Raw genomic sequence first — 17,964 nt, 5'->3', positions numbered from 1 at the left:
CAATATCGTCGCGCCGGCCCGAACCGGCACCGCCAAGCGTGGCGGGAAGACGCCAAGGTGAGAAGAACCGCATCATGCACGCCTATCGCACGCACACCTGCGCCCAGCTACGCTCCGCGGACGTCGGGCAAACCGTCCGCCTGTCGGGCTGGGTGCACCGCAAGCGCGACCATGGCGACTTGGTCTTCGTCGACCTGCGCGACCATTATGGCATCACCCAGATCGTCACCGATGCCAGCGGCCCGGCCTTCGAGGCGATCGAGTCGCTGCGCTCCGAATCGGTGATCACCGTCACCGGCACGGTCGTCGCGCGCGACGGCAGCGTGGTGAACCCGAACTTGCCGACCGGCGAGATCGAGGTCCGCGCGGCCGAGGTGACCGTCCAGTCGGCTGCGGCCGACCTGCCGATGCCGGTGTTCGGCGATCAGGAATATCCGGAAGAGATCCGCCTGCGGAACCGCTATCTCGATCTGCGCCGCGAAAAGGTCCACAAGAACATCCTGCTGCGCTCGAACGTGATCGCGTCGCTACGTAGGCGGATGATCGACCAGGGCTTCACCGAGTTCCAGACGCCGATCCTCACCGCGTCGAGCCCCGAGGGCGCGCGCGACTATCTCGTTCCCAGCCGTGTCCATCCGGGCAAGTTCTACGCGCTGCCGCAGGCGCCGCAGATGTTCAAGCAGCTGCTGATGGTTGCCGGCTTCGACCGATATTTCCAGATCGCGCCCTGCTTCCGCGACGAGGACGCCCGCGCCGACCGCAGCCCGGGTGAGTTCTACCAGCTCGATTTCGAGATGAGCTTCGTCACTCAGGACGACGTGTTCGCGGCGATCGAGCCGGTGCTCCACGGCGTGTTCGAGGAATTCGCCGACTGGGAGGGCATGGGCCGCAGCGTCAGCGCGCTGCCGTTCAAGCGCATCCCGTACCGCGAATCGATGCTGAAGTACGGCAACGACAAGCCGGACCTGCGCAACCCGCTGGTGATCACCGACGTGTCGGACTTCTTCAAGGGCTCGGGCTTCGGCCGCTTCGCCTCGATCGTGGAAGGCGGCGACGTCGTCCGCGCCATCCCCGCGCCGGGCACCCACGAGAAGAGCCGCAAGTTCTTCGACGACATGAACAGCTGGGCGCAGAGCGAAGGCTTCCCGGGCCTCGGCTATGCGACGCAGAAGGATGGCGTGTTCGGTGGTCCGATCGCCAACAACCATGGCCAGGACGGCATGAAGGCGATGGCGGAAGCCATGGGCCTGGGCCCGAACGACGGCATCTTCTTCGCCGCAGGCAAGGAAGCCCAGGCCGCCAAGCTCGCCGGCCTCGCCCGGACCCGCGTCGCTGATCAGCTCGAGCTGATCGACAAGAAGCGCTTCGAGTTCTGCTGGATCGTCGACTTCCCGATGTTCGAATATGACGAGGACGCGAAAAAGGTCGACTTCAGCCACAATCCGTTCTCGATGCCGCAGGGCGAACTGGAGGCGCTGGAGACCAAGAACCCGCTCGACATCCTCGCCTATCAGTACGACATCGTCTGCAACGGCATCGAGCTGTCCTCGGGCGCGATCCGGAACCACAAGCCCGAGATCATGTACAAGGCGTTCGAGATCGCCGGCTATTCGCAGGCCGATGTCGACACGAACTTCGCGGGCATGATCAACGCGTTCAAGTTCGGCGCCCCGCCGCACGGCGGCTCGGCCCCGGGTGTCGACCGCATCGTGATGCTGCTCGCCGACGAGCCGAACATCCGCGAGGTGATCGCCTTCCCGATGACGCAGAAGGCCGAGGATTTGATGATGCACGCGCCCTCGGCGGTGAGCGACAAGCAGCTCAAGGAGCTGCACATCCGCCTGGCGCCGGGCGTCGACGGCCCCAAGGCCGGCTGAGCGGAGAGGGGCGGTCATGCGCGTCGCGGTGTTCAACACCAAGGCCTATGACCGCCGCTTCCTATCCGAGGCCAATGCCCGCTTCGGGCATGACCTGACCTTCCTCGAACCCCGCCTCGATGCGCTGACCGCCACGCTGGCGGCGGGGCACGCGGCGGTGTGCGTGTTCGTGAATGACGGCGTCGACGGAACGGTGCTGGAAGCGCTGGCGAAGGTCGGCGTCCGGCTGGTGGCGCTGCGCTGCGCCGGGTTCAACAATGTCGATCTCGCCGCTGCGGAGCGGCTGGGCATCGCGGTGGTGCGGGTGCCCGCCTATTCGCCGCATGCCGTTGCCGAGTTCACCGTCGGTCTGCTGCTGGCGGTCGACCGGCAAATCCCGCGCGCCTGGTCGCGGGTGCGAGAAAACAATTTCGCGCTCGACGGGCTGATCGGTCGCAACCTCCATGGCCGCACCGTCGGCGTGGTCGGCACCGGCAAGATCGGCGCGCTGGTCGCTCGGTCGCTGCGGGCGGGGTTCGGCTGCACCGTACTGGCGAGCGATCTCCGTGCGGACCCCGAACTGGAAGCGATGGGCGTCCGCTATGTGCCGCGCGACGAACTGCTGCGCACCGCCGAGATCGTGACGCTGCATTGCCCGCTGACGCCGGAAACGCATCGGCTGATTGATGCACAGGTGATCGCCGAGGCGCGGGACGGGCTGGTGATCGTCAACACCAGCCGCGGGGCATTGATCGACACGGCGGCGCTGATCGACGGACTCAAGGCGCGCAAGGTGCGCGCCGTGGCGCTCGATGTCTACGAGCAGGAGGCCGACCTGTTCTTCGAGGATCTGTCCAACGAGATCATCGCCGACGACCAGTTTCAGCGGCTGCTGACCTTTCCGAACGTGCTCGTCACCGGCCATCAGGCCTTCCTCACCGAAGAAGCGCTGTCCGCGATCGCCGAGACGACGCTTGCCAGCATTGCCGATTTCGATGCCGGCCAACCGCTCATCAATCGCGTCGATGCAGCCTTGATCGCGGCACCGCGTTGAGCAGCCCCATGACCATCGATCTTTCCGACTACGAGGCCGGCGACCATTTTGACGGCGATTACGAAGCCGAGCTCGCCAAGCTCCAGAAGCGGGTGAGCCATATCCAGACCGCGCACATCATCCACAAGCGCCGCGCGATCATCGCGCTGGAGGGCTGGGATGCGTCGGGGAAGGGCGGGGTGATCAAGCGCCTCACCGCCGAATGGGATCCGCGCTACTATGAGGTCTGGCCGATCTCGGCGCCGACCCAAGAGGAACTCGCCCACCACTTCCTCTGGCGCTTCTGGCAGCGACTCCCGGCGCAGCACAATATCGCCGTGTTCGATCGCACTTGGTATGGCCGGGTGCTGGTCGAGCGGGTGGAGGGCTATGCCGGCGAGAGCGATTGGCGGCGCGGCTATGCCGAGATCAACGATTTCGAGGCGCAGCAGGTCAACAACGGCGCGACGCTGATCAAGATCTTCCTGCACGTGACGCAGAAGACCCAGGACAAGCGCCTGCGCGACCGGCTGACCCATCCGTGGAAGCGGTGGAAGACCGGCATGGACGATTTCCGCAACCGGGCGCGCCGGGCGGACTATCTCGATGCGATGCACGAGATGTTCCACGAGACCGATACGTCGCACGCGCGCTGGACGGTGATCGACGGCAACAACAAGAAGGCGGCCCGGATCGCGGCGCTGACCGCGATCGCCGAGCAGCTGGAAAAGCATGTGCCGATGGTGCCGCCGGAGCTCGACCCGGAAGTGGTGAAGGTCGCCACCGAGGCGCTGGGCAAGTTCTAAAGATCCTCCCCGGCACGGGGAGGGGGACCGCGAGGCGTAGCCGCGTGGTGTAGGGGGATCTCCGCAGGCGATGAACCTCGTGGACGCCCCCCTCCACCATGCTGCGCATGGTCCCCCTCCCCGTGCCGGGGAGGATCTAGAAAGTCACGCCGCCGCGAAGGTGCCGTCTTCGCCCATCACGTGCAGCACGCCGTCGGCGATAGCGAAATACGCGCCGTGGATGGTCAGCTTGCCTGCCGCCTCGCGCTCGGCGACGAAGGGGAAGGTGCGCAGGTTACGGATCGAGACACGGACCGTCTCCTGCTCCATCGCGCGCACCGCCTCAGGGCCGTCGCCATGTTCGGCGACGATCTTCTCGCGTGCGCCGTCCAGCATGTCGACCCAGTGCGCGATGAACCCGCCCTCGCCATTCTCGGCATCGGCGAAACGCTGGGTGAGCGCGGCATGCGCGCCGCCGCAGGCACCATGGCCCATCACCACGATCTCGGGCACTTCGAGCTGCGTCACGGCGAACTCCAGCGCCGCCGACACGCCATGCCGGCCGCCGCCCATCTCGAACGGGGGAACCAGATTGGCGACGTTGCGCACCACGAAGATTTCGCCGGGCGAGGTATCGAAGATCTGCGCCGGATCGACTCGGCTATCCGAGCAGGCGATTACCATCACCTTGGGGCTCTGCCCCTCAGAAAGTTCGGCCCAGCGCGCGCGCTGCGTGCTCCAGCCTTCGTTGCGGAAGCGGCGATAGCCGCCGAGGAGTGCGTCAAATCCAGCCATAGGAATCGCCTATCCATCCTTTTTGAACTTGTCGACCGCCCCAACGTTCACGGTCCGCTTACGCTCCGTGCAACGTCATGCGCAATTTCCGGGACTGGCGAAACGCGTCTGGGCGCTCTATCTGCCCCCCATGAACGAGCAGACTCCGCTGCCGCGCCCCGAGCGCGTCCGCAAGCCCGACTGGATCCGCGTCAAGGCCCCGACCTCGGAAGGGTTTGCCAAGACCCGCGCCCTGATGCGCTCCAAGAACCTCGTCACCGTGTGCGAGGAAGCCGCCTGTCCGAATATCGGCGAGTGCTGGACCAAGAAACACGCGACGGTGATGATCCTGGGCGACGTCTGCACGCGCGCCTGCCGCTTCTGCAACGTCAAGACCGGCATGCCGCGCAAGGTCGATCCGCTGGAGCCCCAGCATGTTGCCGAAGCGGCGCTGCAGATGGGTCTGGAGCATATCGTCATCACCTCGGTGGATCGTGACGATCTGCCGGACGGCGGCGCCAGCCAGTTCGTCAAGGTGATCGAGGCGATTCGCAAGGCGAGCCCGACCACGACGATCGAGATCCTGACTCCCGATTTCCGCAACAAGCACGAGGCCGCCATCGAGGCGATCGTCGCGGCGCGGCCGGACGTGTACAACCACAATCTCGAGACGGTCCCCAGGCTCTACCCGATGATCCGCCCGGGTGCCCGCTATTATGCCTCGCTGCGGCTGCTGGAGACGGTGAAGCGCCTCGATCCGTCGATCTTCACCAAGTCGGGCATCATGCTCGGCCTGGGCGAGCAGCGCTTGGAAGTGCACCAGGTGATGGACGATATGCGCTCGGCCGACATCGATTTCCTGACCATGGGCCAGTATCTCCAGCCGACGCCGAAGCATGCGAAGGTCGAGGAATTCGTGACCCCGCAGAATTTCCAGGCCTATGGTGCGATCGCCCGGGCCAAGGGCTTCCTGCAGGTCGCCTCGACCCCGCTCACGCGCTCCAGCTATCACGCCGGCGAGGACTTCGCCGAGATGCGCGCGGCTCGCGAGGCCAAGCTGGCGAAGGCGAGCGCCAAGGCCTGATGCCCAAGCATAGCGAAACCCGGCATCTCCCCTACACGCCGGAACAGATGTTCGATCTGGTGGCCGATGTCGCGCGCTACCCCGAGTTCCTGCCCTGGGTGAGCGCGATGCGCGTCCGCTCGTCGAGCGACACCCAGGTCGTGGCGGACATGATCGTCGGCTTCAAAGGGTTGCGCGAGACCTTCACCTCGCGCGTCACCAAGGCGCGGCCCGAGACCGTGCATGTCGAATATGTCGATGGGCCGCTCAAGCACCTGTCGAACGACTGGAAGTTCCGGCCGGACGGGCAGGGCGGCTGTTACGTCGATTTCTGCGTCGACTTCGCGTTCAAGAACCGGGTGTTCGAGATGCTGGCCGGCCAGGTGTTCGACCGCGCGCTCCGCAAGATGATTAGTGCCTTTGAGGAGCGCGCGGCGAAGCTTTACGCCGCTTCGGGTTCTTCGACCGGCACCGCAGGCGACGGCATCAACAGGTCGAGCGCGCACAACGCCGCCTGAAGGCGGATGCCGCCGCGGCCGTTATTTTCGAAATGGCGCGCGTCGGCGACGACGTGCTTGGGATCGGCGCCGCGGATCGCCTGGGCGAAGACGACGGTGCCGACCGGCTTGTTCTCGGTCGCCCCGCCCGGACCGGCAATCCCGGTGATCGCGACGGCGACGTCCGCCTTGGTGCGCTCGAGCACGCCCTGCGCCATGCTCCAGGCGACCGCGATCGAAACGGCGCCGAAGGTCTCGAGCACGTCGAGGCTCACCTTCAGCACGTCCATCTTGGCGTCGTTGGAATAGGTGACGAAGCCGGCGTCGAAGACGTCGGACGAACCCGGCAGTTCGGTCAGCGCGGCGGAGACCAGGCCGCCGGTGCAGCTCTCGGCGACGGCGACGCGGCGACCGGCGGCGCGGTTCGCGTCGATGACCTTACGTGCGGCTTCTACGAGCTCGGTGGGAAGAATCGTGTCCATAACGGCAGCCCCCTTGCCACTGGATGATGGGTGTTACGAGTCAGTTCCTTGCAGGTACGCGTACGGTTGCGACAGCCTGCGCCGCCATGCCCTCGCCGCGGCCGGTGAAACCCAGGCGCTCGGTTGTGGTGGCCTTCACGCTGACCTGTCTCGGATCGAGACCAAGGATCGCCGCGATCGAGGCGCGGATCGCCTCGCGATGCGGGCCGATCTTGGGCGCCTCACAGATCAGCGTCACGTCGATGAAGTCGAGTACGCCGCCCTCGGCTGCGACCAGCGACGCAGCATGTTCGAGGAAGCGGGCCGAGGCCGCGCCGCGCCATTGCGGGTCGCTGGGCGGGAAGTGCATGCCGATATCGCCCGCACCGATCGTGCCGAGCAGCGCATCGGTGATCGCGTGGAGCGCCACGTCAGCATCGCTATGGCCCGACAGGCCCTTGTTGTGCGGGATACGCACGCCGCCCAGCCACAGCGCTTCGCCCTCGGCGAAGCGGTGGACGTCGTACCCGGTCGCGGTGCGGACGCGCATCGCGGCGGCGAGGCGGGTTTCGGCGGCGGCGAAATCGGCGGGGTGGGTGATCTTTTCGAGCATCGGGTCTCCGGGGACGATCGCGACCCGGCCACCGATCGCGCGCAGCATCTGGGCGTCGTCGGTCGCCTCCGTCTCGGCGGGCCAGCGGCGGTGCGCTTCTAGAATGGCGTCGAAGGCGAAGGCCTGCGGGGTCTGGACGCGGTAGAGGGCGTCGCGCGGGACGGTGTTGCCGATTAGTTCGCCTTCGCCGCGTACCAGCGTGTCGGCAAGGGGAAGGGCGGGGATCGCGCCGCCGCTGGTGCCGAGGCTGGTCAGTAGATCGTCGATTACCCGCGCAGGAAGAAAGGGCCGGGCGGCGTCATGGATCAGGACATGGGTGAAGCCGCCGGCGAGCAACGCCTCCAGCCCGTGCCGCACCGACTCGCGCCGTGTGGCGCCGCCGGTGACGACGGGGGTGGTACCGAGCGCCGCTTCGAGCAGCGCTTCCTGGCCCGTGCCGATAACGGTCAGCACAGCGTCGATCTTCGGGTGGCTGCTGAGCGCCCGATGCGCATAGGCGAGCAGCGGCTTGCCGCCGAGCAGGGCATATTGCTTGGGCACGCTGCCCCCGGCGCGGGTGCCGCTGCCGGCGGCGACGAGGATGGCGGCGGTCCTGAACGCGGTCATGGCGGAGCGCCTAGCCGAGTTTACGGGGCAGGGGTAGGCCTGCCCCGGCCGGGCAATGCTATGTCACGGCCCGCTCGGATTTCTGCGACCTTGCCCTTCCGGCCCCGGATCGCTACATGCGCTGCCTGATTTTCAGGCAGAATTGATGCGCGAACTCGCCCCCATCCAGATCGGCCCCGTGACGGTCGAAGCCCCGGTGCTGCTTGCGCCGATGACCGGTGTTACCGACCTGCCGTTCCGGCGGGCGGTGCGCCGCTTCGGTTCGGGCCTCAACGTCACCGAGATGATCGCCAGCGCCGCCGCGATCCGCGAGACGCGGCAATCGGTGCAGAAGGCGGCCTGGGATCCGATCGAGGAACCGGTCTCGATGCAGCTGGTCGGCTGCACCCCGCACGAGATGGCCGAGGCGGCCAAGCTCAACGAGGATCGCGGCGCGTCGATCATCGACATCAACATGGGCTGCCCGGTCCGCAAGGTGACCAATGGCGATGCCGGCTCGGCGCTGATGCGCGACCTGGATCATGCCGGCGCGATCATCCGCGCCTGCGTCGATGCGGTGAGGGCGCCCGTGACCGTCAAGATGCGCATGGGCTGGGATCTCGACAGCCTCAATGCGCCCGACCTCGCGAAGATCGCGCAGGATCTCGGCGCCAAACTGGTGACCGTTCACGGCCGTACCCGCAACCAGATGTATCGCGGCTCGGCCGACTGGAGCTTCGTGCGCCGGGTGAAGGATGCCGTGTCGATCCCGGTGATCGTCAATGGCGACATCTGCTCGGTGGCCGATGCCCGCGAGGCACTGGCCCAATCGGGTGCGGACGGCGTGATGATAGGCCGCGGCGCCTATGGCAAGCCGTGGATCCTCCGCCAGGTGATGGACGCGCTGACTGGCAAGGGCGACAAGCCCGAGCCGTCGATCGAAGAACAATATCGCGTGATCACCGAGCATTATGTCGAGACGCTCGGCCATTACGGCAACGAGGTGGGCGTCAACATGATGCGCAAGCATCTCGGCTGGTACACCAAGGGGCTGCACGGCTCGGCCGAGTTCCGCAACAAGGTGAACCAGGTCGTCGATCCGGTAAAGGTGCTCGACATGCTGGCGGAGTTCTACGAGCCGTGGCTTTCCCGCGCGGCGGCCTGAAGCGGTTCCGCCCGCAAACTGTAGAAGGACCCAGCTTCGCCGAACTGTTCGGCGCGCTGCCGGTGGCGGTGCTGGTGCTCGACCCGGACGGGCGCATCGCCCATGCCAATCCCGCCTGCGAGGTACTGCTCAACCATAGCGAGACCAGCATGGTCGGCCAGCCTTATGACGCGGTGCTGCTGCCGCCCGAGGACTATGCCGATCGACGCGACGGACGCGGCTTCGCGGCGTTCGATGCCGAAATCGAGGCGGTACGCGGCTCGCGGCTGCGCGTCGACTTCCTTGAGAGCCAGGTGCCGGACCATCCCGGCTGGCGGATCGTGACGCTCCACCACGCCCCGCAGGCGCGCAAGATGAACCACGGCCTCGATCGCACCGCCGGTGCGCGCGCGGCGATCGGCGCCGCCGCGATGCTGGGGCACGAGATCAAGAACCCGCTCTCGGGCATCCGCGGTGCGGCGCAATTGCTCCAGAGCGGCGGCGATCCCGAGACCAACGGCGAACTCACCCGCCTGATCACCACCGAAGTTGATCGCATCGCCGCGCTGATCGACCGGATGCAGGACTTCACCGACACGCGTCCGCTCGATCTGACCCCGACCAACATCTACCCGTTGCTCGACCACGGCCGCCGCGTCGCGCTGGCCGGCTTTGCCCGGGGCATCGTGATCGAGGAATGGTTCGACCCCTCACTGCCGCCGGTGCTGGTGGATCGCGACGCCTTCCTGCAGGTGCTGATCAACCTGCTCAAGAATTCGGCCGAGGCGCTGAAGGGTCTTGCCCAGCCGCGGATCATCCTGTCGACCGCCTTCCGCCACGGCATGTCGGTCAATGCCGGCCCCGGCCAGCCGCGCCGGCCGCTGCCGATCGAGATCTGCGTGATGGACAACGGCCCCGGCGCCCCCGCCGATATCGCCGAGCATCTGTTCGAGCCGTTCGTCTCGGGCAAGCCGGAGGGCAAGGGGCTGGGGTTGCCGCTCGTCGAGAAACTGGTGCGGGACATGGGCGGGATCGTCCAATATGCCCGCGAACGCGAACCGGAGGTTACGGTGTTCCGCATCCTGTTGCCGCGAGCCACGGCATGACGCCGGGCTCGGTTCTGGTCGTCGACGACGACGCCGCGATCCGCACCGTGGTCGCCGCCGCGCTCAAGCGCGAGGGGCACCGCGTCGCCACGGCGGCGAGCGTCGCGGAGCTGCGCCGTGCGCTCACCACCGGCGTGCCCGACGTGCTGGTGACGGACGTGGTGCTGCCCGACGGCAACGGGCTGGACGTCGTCTCCGGCCTGATGGCCGAGCATCCGGCGCTGCCGGTGATCGTTTTCTCGGCGCAGAACACGCTGGCGACGGCGGTGCGCGCGACCGAGGTCGGCGCGTTCGACTATCTCCCCAAGCCGTTCGACCTCGATGCGCTCACCCATGCGGTGCAGAGCGCGATGGCGCGCGGCCGCCGCCGCCCCGCCGACAAGCCCGATGCGGAGCAGGGCGGGGGCCCCTCGCTGATCGGCCGATCGCCGGCGATGCAGGAGGTCTATCGGGTGATCGCCCGCGTCGTCTCCAACGATCTCACCGTGCTGATCAGCGGCGAATCCGGCACCGGCAAGGAACTCGTCGCCAAGGCGATCCACGACCTGGGGCCCCGCCGCCGCGCGCCCTTCGTCGCGCTCAACATGGCGGCGATCCCGCGCGAGCTGATCGAGGCCGAGCTGTTCGGCCATGAACGTGGCGCCTTCACGGGCGCGCAGGCGCGCGTCGCCGGCAAGTTCGAGCAGGCGGCCGGCGGGACTTTGTTCCTCGACGAGATCGGCGACATGCCGATGGATGCGCAGACGCGGCTGCTGCGCGTGCTCCAGTCGGGCGAGTTCACCACCGTCGGCGGCGCGCGGACGATCCGCGCCGATGTCCGGATCGTCGCGGCGACCAACAAGGATCTGGCGCAACTGGTGCAGGTCGGCCAGTTCCGCGAGGATCTGTTCTACCGGCTCAACGTCGTGCCGATCAGCTTGCCGGCCCTGCGCGAGCGCCGCCAGGACATCCCGCTGCTCGCCCGTCATTTCCTCGACCGCGCCGCCGAAGACGGCCTGCCGCGCAAGCAGCTCGACAAGGATGCAGTGGCGCTGCTCGAGACGCTCGACTGGCCGGGCAATGTGCGCGAGCTCGAGAACCTGATGCGCCGCATCGCCGCGCTCTCCCGCGACGAATGGATCGACGCGGCCGCGCTCCGTCGCGCGCTCGGCGATGGCGGCGGCGCGCTGCCGGTCGCCCGCGATGCCGGGATCGAGGCGGCGATCCGCGCCCGGCTGGAGCGGATCGCGATCGAGGAGCCGCGCGCCCTCGACGACGGCACGCTCTACGACCGGATCATCAGCGAAGTGGAGCGCCCGCTGATCGAGATGATGCTTGCGCGCCACCAGCAGAACCAGCTGCGCGCCGCGCGGGCGCTCGGCATCAACCGGAACACGCTGCGCAAGCGTCTGGATACACTGGGGATTGCAACGCGCGGGGACGATCCGACAAGCTGACGACACGCGATCTGCGGCAGGCCGATGCGTGCGGGTGACAAATCCGCAATATTATGTGTTCTTTTGGCCACAATCCCTGTGTACACAGGGGGCAATGGTCGCCGTAGCTCCAACGAGTCTCGATAGCCCTGAAGATTGGTCGCGCCCCGGACGGGCGTTTCGGCTGGTCGAGATGCTGGTGGTCGCGCTGGCCGTCGCTACCCCGGTCATCACCTACTGGTTCGTTCGCCAGCATTCCAACCAGCAGCTGTTCAGCCCGGGTGTCGCCGCGGCGCTGCTGCTCGTCAATCTGCTCCCCTATGTCGCGCTGATCGTGCTGATCGGGCGGCGGATCGCGCTCAAGCGCACCGCGCGGTCGGCGCTGGCGGGGGGCGGGCGGCTGCACGTGCGGCTGGTCGCGGTGTTCTCATTGATGGCCAGTGTGCCAATCGTGCTGGCGGTGATCGCCGCCTCGATCATGTTCCAGTCGGGCATCCAGCTCTGGGGATCGGAGCGTGCGCGCGCTGCCCTTACGTCGACCCAGGCGCTCGCCAACGAGGGCAAGGCGCTGGTGATCCAGCGGTGGAAAGGCGAGGCGCGTCAGATGGTGAGCGACATGCTCGAGACCTCGCCGAAGGTGCCCGAGCGATCGCTGGTGTTTGAAGACTGGTTCCTTCGCCAGACCTATTTCCGCCAGTTCTTCCAGTCGGTTCTGTTCCGCGTGATCGACGGCAAGCGGGTCGAGGCGCTCTATGCCTATGAGGCGCCGTCCGGCCCGACCTTCAAGCGTCGCGTCTCGGGCAAGGTACTTCAGGTGCTGCGGAACGAGGATAGCTACATCAACTATGATTCCGAGGTGGTGTGGGTCGTGACGCCGGTCGACCGCTCGGCGAACCTGTTCTTGTATGTCGCTACCCCGAACAATGTCGACTTCCTCAACCGCCAGAACCTTGCCTCGGACCGGATCGGACAGGAATATTCGGCGCTGATCGCCCGCTCGCGGTCACTCCAGCTCCAGTTCAACGCCGTGCTGTTCGGCGTGGCGCTGCTGATCGTCAGCATCGCGACCTGGATTGCACTTGCCGTAGCGGATCGGCTGGTGCGCCCGGTCGATCAACTCGTCCAGGCCGCGGGGCAGGTGGCAGACGGCGACCTCAGCGCGCGCGTGCCGACCCCCGAGCGGCTCGACGAGATCGCCACGCTCGGCATCGCCTTCAACAGCATGACCGAGCGTCTGCAGGACCAGACCAATGCGCTGGTAACCGCCAATGCCCAGCTCGACAGCCGCCGCGCGCTCATCGAGGCGGTGCTGTCGGGCGTGTCGGCGGGCGTCATCGCGATCGGAGGCGACCATCGCGTGCGGCTGATCAATGCCTCGGCGATCGCGCTGCTGCGCAACGCCGCCGAGCAACCGGTCGGCCAGCCACTGGAGGCGCTCGCCCCCGAGCTCGAGACGATGCTGGCCAGCGGGGAGCGCGAGGGGATCGTCCAGATTGCCAGCGGCGGCGAGGCGCGGACGCTGGCGGTGAAGGTCACCACCGACGAGGGCGGCCAGGTGCTGACCTTCGACGACATCACCCAGCAGCTCAATGACCAGCGCCGCGCCGCCTGGGCGGACGTCGCCCGCCGCATCGCGCACGAGATCAAGAACCCGCTGACCCCGATCCAGCTCGCCGCCGAGCGGCTCCAGCGCCGCTATGGCAAGCAGGTCGATCAGAGCGACGGCGTGTTTGCGCGGCTGACCGAGACGATCGTCCGCCAGGTCGGCGATCTGCGGCGGATGGTCGACGAATTCTCGTCCTTCGCGCGGATGCCCAAGCCGATGTTTCGGCGCGAATCGCTGCTCGACATCGCCCGCCAGGCGATGTTCCTGCACGAAGTCGCGCATCCGGCGCTGCGCTTCACCCTCGATGCACCCGATCCGGCGCCCTCGCTGGTGTGCGACCGCCGCCAGATCGGCCAGGCGCTGACCAACATCGTCAAGAACGCCGTCGAGGCGATCGAGGCGCGCAACGAGGCGGCGGGGCAGGAAGCGGACCTGCCGCAGGGCGAGGTGCACCTGACCATTCAGCCTGCTGGCGAGGACAAGCTCGTCCTTACCCTTGCCGATAACGGCGTTGGCCTGCCGGTCGAGCGGGACCGGATCGTCGAACCCTATATGACGACGCGCAGCCGGGGGACCGGGCTGGGCCTCGCCATCGTCAAGAAGATCGTCGAAGAACATTGCGGCACGATCGGCTTTGCCGACCGCCCCGGCGGCGGCACGCTCGTGACGCTGTGCTTCGATACCGCGATGCTTGCCAGCGTCGCACTCACGGAGACGCCGGACGACGCGAAGGACGCGCGCCCGGCGATGCTCACCCGCATCGGAAGCAAGACATGAGCCTGGACATTCTCGTCGTCGACGACGAGCGCGACATCCGCGAACTGGTAGCCGGCGTGCTGGAGGACGAGGGCTACGCCACCCGCAACGCTGCCGACAGCGACTCGGCGCTGGAGGCCATCGCCGAGCGCCGGCCGAGCCTGGTGCTGCTCGACGTGTGGCTGCAGGGCTCGCGGCTCGACGGGCTGGAACTGCTCGACGAGATCAAGCGTCGCGACCCCTCGATCCCGGTGCTGGTGATATCCGGCCACGGCAATCTCGATACCGCGGTCGCGGCGATCCGCCGGGGCGCCTCGGACTTCATCGAAAAGCCGTTCGAAGCCGAGCGGCTGCTGCTGATGGTCGCCCGCGCGACCGAAACCGAGCGGTTGCGGCGCGAGGTCGCCTCGCTCCGCGCTGTGACGGGGCGGGGTACCGACCTGCAGGGCACCTCGACCGCGATCAACACGGTGCGCGCCACCCTCAAGCGCGTCGCCTCGACCGGCAGCCGGGTGCTGATCACCGGCGGCGCCGGCGTAGGTAAGGAAGTTGCCGCAAGGTTGCTCCATGGCTGGAGCCAGCGCGCCGACGCGCCCTTCGTCATCGTCAGCGCGGCGCGGATGACCCCCGACCGCGTCGACGACGAACTGTTCGGCGTCGAGGAGAGCGGTGATCTCGTCCGCCCCGGCCTGCTCGAGCAGGCACATGGCGGCACGCTGTTCCTCGACGAGATCGCCGACATGCCGGTTGCCACCCAGGCGCGGATCCTGCGCGTGCTGACCGACCAGAGCTTCAGCCGCGTGGGCGGCACCCGCGTGGTGAAGGTCGATGTCCGCGTCGTCTCCGCCACGGCGCGCGACCTGATGGAGGAGATCGCCGCGGGCCGCTTTCGCGAGGATCTCTACTATCGTCTCAACGTCGTGCCGGTGCCGATCCCGGCGTTGACCGATCGTCGTGAGGACATCCCCGCGCTGGTCGAGCATTATGTCGCGCATTACGCCTCGGAGCGCCGCGTGCCGACGCCCGAAATCGCCGCCGACGCGATGGTGGCGCTGCAAAGCTATGACTGGCCGGGCAATGTCCGCCAGCTGCGCAACGTCGTCGAGCGTACCGTGATCCTGGCGCCGGGCGACCGGATCGGTCGGATCGATGTCGACCTGCTGCCTCCCGAGGTGCTGGGACGCCAGAATGACGGCGGCAGCGGCATGGCCTCGAACGCGATCATGGGCGCCCCGCTCAAGGAAGCGCGCGAGAGCTTCGAACGCGAATATCTCCGCGTCCAGATCCGCCGCTTCTCGGGCAACATCTCGCGCACCGCGAGCTTCATCGGGATGGAGCGCTCGGCGCTGCACCGCAAACTCAAGCTGCTCGGCATCACCGACGCGCGCGAGGATTGAGCCGCTATGGACGGAAGCCTCGCGACGCCCTAGATTGGATCCCGGCGCCGGGGTGGCGCCGACCCTGACGCCGGGAACGGCGCACCGCGGGACAAATCCCGCCAAGAATAAATGGAGCCACCATATGGCAGAGAAGCAGACGTCGCTTCAGGACCTGTTCCTCAACTCACTGCGCCGGTCGAAGACGCCGGTGACCATGTTCCTCGTCAAGGGCGTCAAGCTCCAGGGGATCGTCACCTGGTTCGATAATTTTTCGGTGCTGCTCCGCCGCGACGGCCAGTCGCAGCTGATCTACAAGCATGCCATTTCCACCATCATGCCTTCGGGCCCGATGGACCTTGCCGCGCTGCTCACGGCGGCGGGCGAGTATCAGCACAAGAACCCGGTGCTGCAGGAAATCTTCCTCAACGCGGTGCGCAAGCAGCAGGAAAACGTCACCATGTTCCTGGTGAACGGCGTGATGCTGCAGGGTCAGATCGCGGCATTCGACCTGTTCTGCATGCTGCTCCAGCGCGAGGGCATGGCCCAGCTGGTCTACAAGCATGCGGTCTCCACCGTACAGCCCGCTCACCCGCTGAACCTCGCCGAGGAAACCAACGGCGGCGACGAGGATTGATCCTCGCATGAGCACTGGTTTCGAGCGCGACCCCGACGAATTCGCGCGGGGCGCACGCGCGCTCGTCGTCTATCCCGACATGGGCGGTAGTTCGCGCGACGCCGAGGCGCGGCTGGAGGAAACGGCCGGCCTCGCCGCGGCGATCGGCGTCGACGTGGTCGAGCGGGTTGCCGTCCGGCTTCGCCAGCCCAAGCCGGGCACGCTGATCGGCTCGGGGCAGGTGGAAGCCCTGGCCGAGACGGTCCGCGACGGCGAGCTCCAGCTCGCGGTGTTCGATGCTGGCCTTACGCCGGTGCAGCAGCGCAACCTCGAGACCGCGCTCGGCTGCAAGGTGATCGACCGGACGGGCCTCATCCTCGAAATCTTCGGCGAGCGCGCGCGTACCGCCGAAGGCCGATTGCAGGTCGAACTCGCGCACCTCGATTATCAGGCGGGCCGGCTGGTCCGCAGCTGGACCCACCTTGAACGCCAGCGCGGCGGCTTCGGCTTCCTCGGTGGCCCGGGTGAGACCCAGATCGAGGCCGACCGCCGCTTGATCCGCGACCGCATGGCGCGGCTGCGGCGCGAGCTCGATCAGGTTAGCCGCACCCGCACGCTTCACCGCGACCGGCGCCAGCGTGCGCCCTGGCCGGTCGTGGCGCTGGTCGGCTATACCAATGCCGGCAAGTCGACGCTGTTCAACCGGCTGACCGGTGCCGGGGTGATGGCGGAGAATCTGCTGTTCGCCACGCTCGACCCAACGCTGCGCCAGATTTCGCTGCCGGGCATCGACAAGGCGATCCTGTCGGACACGGTGGGCTTCGTCTCCGAACTGCCGACCCAGCTGGTCGCCGCCTTCAAGGCGACGCTGGAGGAGGTGGTCTCGGCCGACCTGCTGATCCATGTCCGCGACATCGCGCATCCGGATACCGAGGCGCAGCGCGTCGACGTGGAGAAGGTGCTCCAGGAAATCGGCGTGTCCGAGCAGACGCCGCGCTTCGAGGCGTGGAACAAGCTGGACCTGCTCGACGAGGAGCAGCGCGAAGAAGCGCTGGCGATGGCCGCGCGTCGGACCGACGAGGTGCGGGTGATCTCGGCGCTGACCGGGGAGGGCGTCGATGCGCTGGTCGAAGCCGTGGCTGGACGGCTGACCGAAGGGCATCGCCGCTACACGCTGCGGCTCGATCCTGCCGATGGCGCGGCTGCGGCATGGCTGCATCAGCATGGCGACGTGATCGAACAGCATATCGAGGACGAGCAGGCAGTCTACGAAGTCCGCATGGCGCCGCGCGATTACGAGCGGTTCGTCACGCGGGGGTAATCTCCGCCCGGTTTTTCACCCTCACCCTTCCGGCGCTTCGCGCCCCCCTCCCTCTCCCAATGGAGAGGGAATATGGCCCTCTCCCTTTGGGAGAGGGAGGGGCCCGCCGCGGGAGGCGGTGGGAGGGTGAGGTGATTGCCTTCTCACCCTCGCTTTACCGCCTGCCACAGCGCTTCCTTGCCCTCCAGATCCAGCCCCACGAACGCCTCGCCGGCGCGTTCCTCCATCGCCCTGAAGCGCCGCTCGAACTTGCCGTTCGCCGCGCGGAGCGCAGCCTCGGGCTCCACGCCCAGCTTGCGGGCGAAGTTGACCACCGCGAACAACAGGTCGCCCACTTCCTCGGCGCGGTGCGCGTCGTTCTCGGCCGTTTCGACCTCTTCCAGCTCCTCCAGGATCTTCGCCCGCGCGCCCGTCGCGTCCGGCCAGTCGAAACCGGTACGCGCCGCCCGCTTCTGGAGCTTTTCTGCCCGCAGAAGCGCGGGCAGGCCGATCGCCACGCCGTCGAGCGCGCTGGATGCGCCCTTGGCGCCGCGTTCCTCGGCCTTGATCACTTCCCAGAGATGATGGCCGCCTTCGGCCTTGTCGCCGAAGATATGCGGGTGGCGTCGCTCCATCTTGTCGCTGATCGAGGTGACCACGTCGGCCAGTGCGAACTGCCCGGCTTCCTCGGCAATGCGGCTATGGAAGACCACCTGCAGCAGCAGGTCGCCCAGCTCGTCCTTCAGCTCGGCGATGTCGCGGCGCTCGATCGCGTCGGCCACCTCATAGGCTTCCTCGATCGTATAGGGCGCGATGGTCTCGAAGGTCTGCGCCACGTCCCATTCACAGCCGCGCTCGGGATCGCGCAACCGTTCCATGATGGCGACCAGGTGGTCGATGCCGGTGGGGGACGTCATGCAAAAGGCCTCCTGAACGCGGGTGCGGACAGGAGGCCTTTGGAGGTCGCGCGCGGCTTAG

General features: G+C 67.3%; 16 protein-coding genes. 12 read left to right on the top strand and 4 right to left on the bottom strand.

What is annotated here, in order from left to right; all coding sequences use genetic code 11:
* Positions 1-74 precede the first annotated feature (74 nt).
* Genes aspS through RT655_RS02650 form a run of 3 tightly spaced genes read left to right on the top strand, consistent with a single transcriptional unit; the run spans position 75 to position 3,695 of the window.
* A complete protein-coding gene (aspS, locus tag RT655_RS02660; protein WP_313534838.1) occupies positions 75-1,877 on the top strand; it encodes an aspartate--tRNA ligase in 1,803 nt (600 codons plus the stop codon).
* 16 nt (positions 1,878-1,893) lie between these two features.
* The gene (locus tag RT655_RS02655) at positions 1,894-2,910 is read left to right on the top strand and encodes a 2-hydroxyacid dehydrogenase (protein ID WP_313534836.1); all 1,017 of its coding nucleotides are present in this window, start codon (positions 1,894-1,896) and stop codon (positions 2,908-2,910) included.
* A gap of 8 nt (positions 2,911-2,918) precedes the next feature.
* Complete coding sequence (locus tag RT655_RS02650) at positions 2,919-3,695, top strand: polyphosphate kinase (RefSeq protein WP_313534835.1); 777 nt, start codon at positions 2,919-2,921, stop codon at positions 3,693-3,695.
* Positions 3,696-3,839: 144 nt separating this feature from the next.
* On the opposite strand, the gene RT655_RS02645 is transcribed toward RT655_RS02650, so the two are convergent.
* On the bottom strand, positions 3,840-4,469 hold the full coding sequence (locus RT655_RS02645; protein WP_313534834.1) for a carbonic anhydrase: 630 nt from the start codon (positions 4,467-4,469) through the stop codon (positions 3,840-3,842).
* A 130-nt stretch (positions 4,470-4,599) separates the two neighbouring features.
* Here RT655_RS02645 and lipA point away from each other — a divergent pair, with 130 nt between their 5' ends.
* A complete protein-coding gene (gene lipA, locus RT655_RS02640) occupies positions 4,600-5,532 on the top strand; it encodes a lipoyl synthase (RefSeq protein WP_313534833.1) in 933 nt (310 codons plus the stop codon).
* Positions 5,532-6,029, top strand: coding sequence for a type II toxin-antitoxin system RatA family toxin (locus tag RT655_RS02635; protein ID WP_313534832.1), 498 nt, complete (start codon positions 5,532-5,534; stop codon positions 6,027-6,029). The genes lipA and RT655_RS02635 overlap by 1 nt, the downstream gene beginning before the upstream one ends.
* Here RT655_RS02635 and RT655_RS02630 read toward each other — a convergent pair.
* Both RT655_RS02630 and RT655_RS02625 read right to left on the bottom strand, forming a co-directional pair.
* Positions 5,954-6,490 (bottom strand): CinA family protein, encoded by a 537-nt coding sequence (locus RT655_RS02630; protein WP_313534831.1) that lies wholly within the window; start codon positions 6,488-6,490, stop codon positions 5,954-5,956. The genes RT655_RS02635 and RT655_RS02630 overlap by 76 nt on opposite strands.
* A gap of 40 nt (positions 6,491-6,530) precedes the next feature.
* A complete protein-coding gene (locus RT655_RS02625; protein ID WP_313534830.1) occupies positions 6,531-7,688 on the bottom strand; it encodes a bifunctional 2-C-methyl-D-erythritol 4-phosphate cytidylyltransferase/2-C-methyl-D-erythritol 2,4-cyclodiphosphate synthase in 1,158 nt (385 codons plus the stop codon).
* A 145-nt stretch (positions 7,689-7,833) separates the two neighbouring features.
* On the opposite strand from RT655_RS02625, the gene dusB reads away from it, so the two are divergent.
* From dusB to hflX, 7 genes are all read left to right on the top strand, one after another.
* Positions 7,834-8,832 carry a tRNA dihydrouridine synthase DusB gene (gene dusB, locus RT655_RS02620; protein WP_313534829.1) on the top strand — a complete coding sequence of 333 codons (999 nt, stop codon included), beginning with the start codon at positions 7,834-7,836 and terminating at the stop codon, positions 8,830-8,832.
* Complete coding sequence (locus RT655_RS02615) at positions 8,808-9,917, top strand: two-component system sensor histidine kinase NtrB (protein ID WP_313534828.1); 1,110 nt, start codon at positions 8,808-8,810, stop codon at positions 9,915-9,917. The genes dusB and RT655_RS02615 overlap by 25 nt, the downstream gene beginning before the upstream one ends.
* Positions 9,914-11,353, top strand: a complete 1,440-nt coding sequence (gene ntrC, locus RT655_RS02610; protein WP_313534827.1) for a nitrogen regulation protein NR(I) — start codon at positions 9,914-9,916, stop codon at positions 11,351-11,353. The genes RT655_RS02615 and ntrC overlap by 4 nt, the downstream gene beginning before the upstream one ends.
* Before the next feature lie 94 nt (positions 11,354-11,447).
* Positions 11,448-13,715 (top strand): ATP-binding protein, encoded by a 2,268-nt coding sequence (locus RT655_RS02605; RefSeq protein WP_313534826.1) that lies wholly within the window; start codon positions 11,448-11,450, stop codon positions 13,713-13,715.
* Positions 13,712-15,091, top strand: a complete 1,380-nt coding sequence (locus tag RT655_RS02600; protein ID WP_313534825.1) for a sigma-54 dependent transcriptional regulator — start codon at positions 13,712-13,714, stop codon at positions 15,089-15,091. The genes RT655_RS02605 and RT655_RS02600 overlap by 4 nt, the downstream gene beginning before the upstream one ends.
* A gap of 64 nt (positions 15,092-15,155) precedes the next feature.
* Positions 15,156-15,707, top strand: coding sequence for an RNA chaperone Hfq (hfq, locus tag RT655_RS02595; RefSeq protein WP_277600097.1), 552 nt, complete (start codon positions 15,156-15,158; stop codon positions 15,705-15,707).
* A 7-nt stretch (positions 15,708-15,714) separates the two neighbouring features.
* Complete coding sequence (gene hflX, locus RT655_RS02590) at positions 15,715-17,007, top strand: GTPase HflX (protein ID WP_141985554.1); 1,293 nt, start codon at positions 15,715-15,717, stop codon at positions 17,005-17,007.
* A gap of 143 nt (positions 17,008-17,150) precedes the next feature.
* Here hflX and mazG read toward each other — a convergent pair whose 3' ends face one another.
* Positions 17,151-17,903 carry a nucleoside triphosphate pyrophosphohydrolase gene (gene mazG, locus RT655_RS02585; protein ID WP_313534824.1) on the bottom strand — a complete coding sequence of 251 codons (753 nt, stop codon included), beginning with the start codon at positions 17,901-17,903 and terminating at the stop codon, positions 17,151-17,153.
* Between the last annotated feature and the right edge of the window lie 61 nt (positions 17,904-17,964).

The organism is Sphingomonas sp. (assembly GCF_032114135.1).
Taxonomy (GTDB): domain Bacteria; phylum Pseudomonadota; class Alphaproteobacteria; order Sphingomonadales; family Sphingomonadaceae; genus Sphingomonas.
This window is presented reverse-complemented; position numbering and strand designations above follow the sequence as displayed.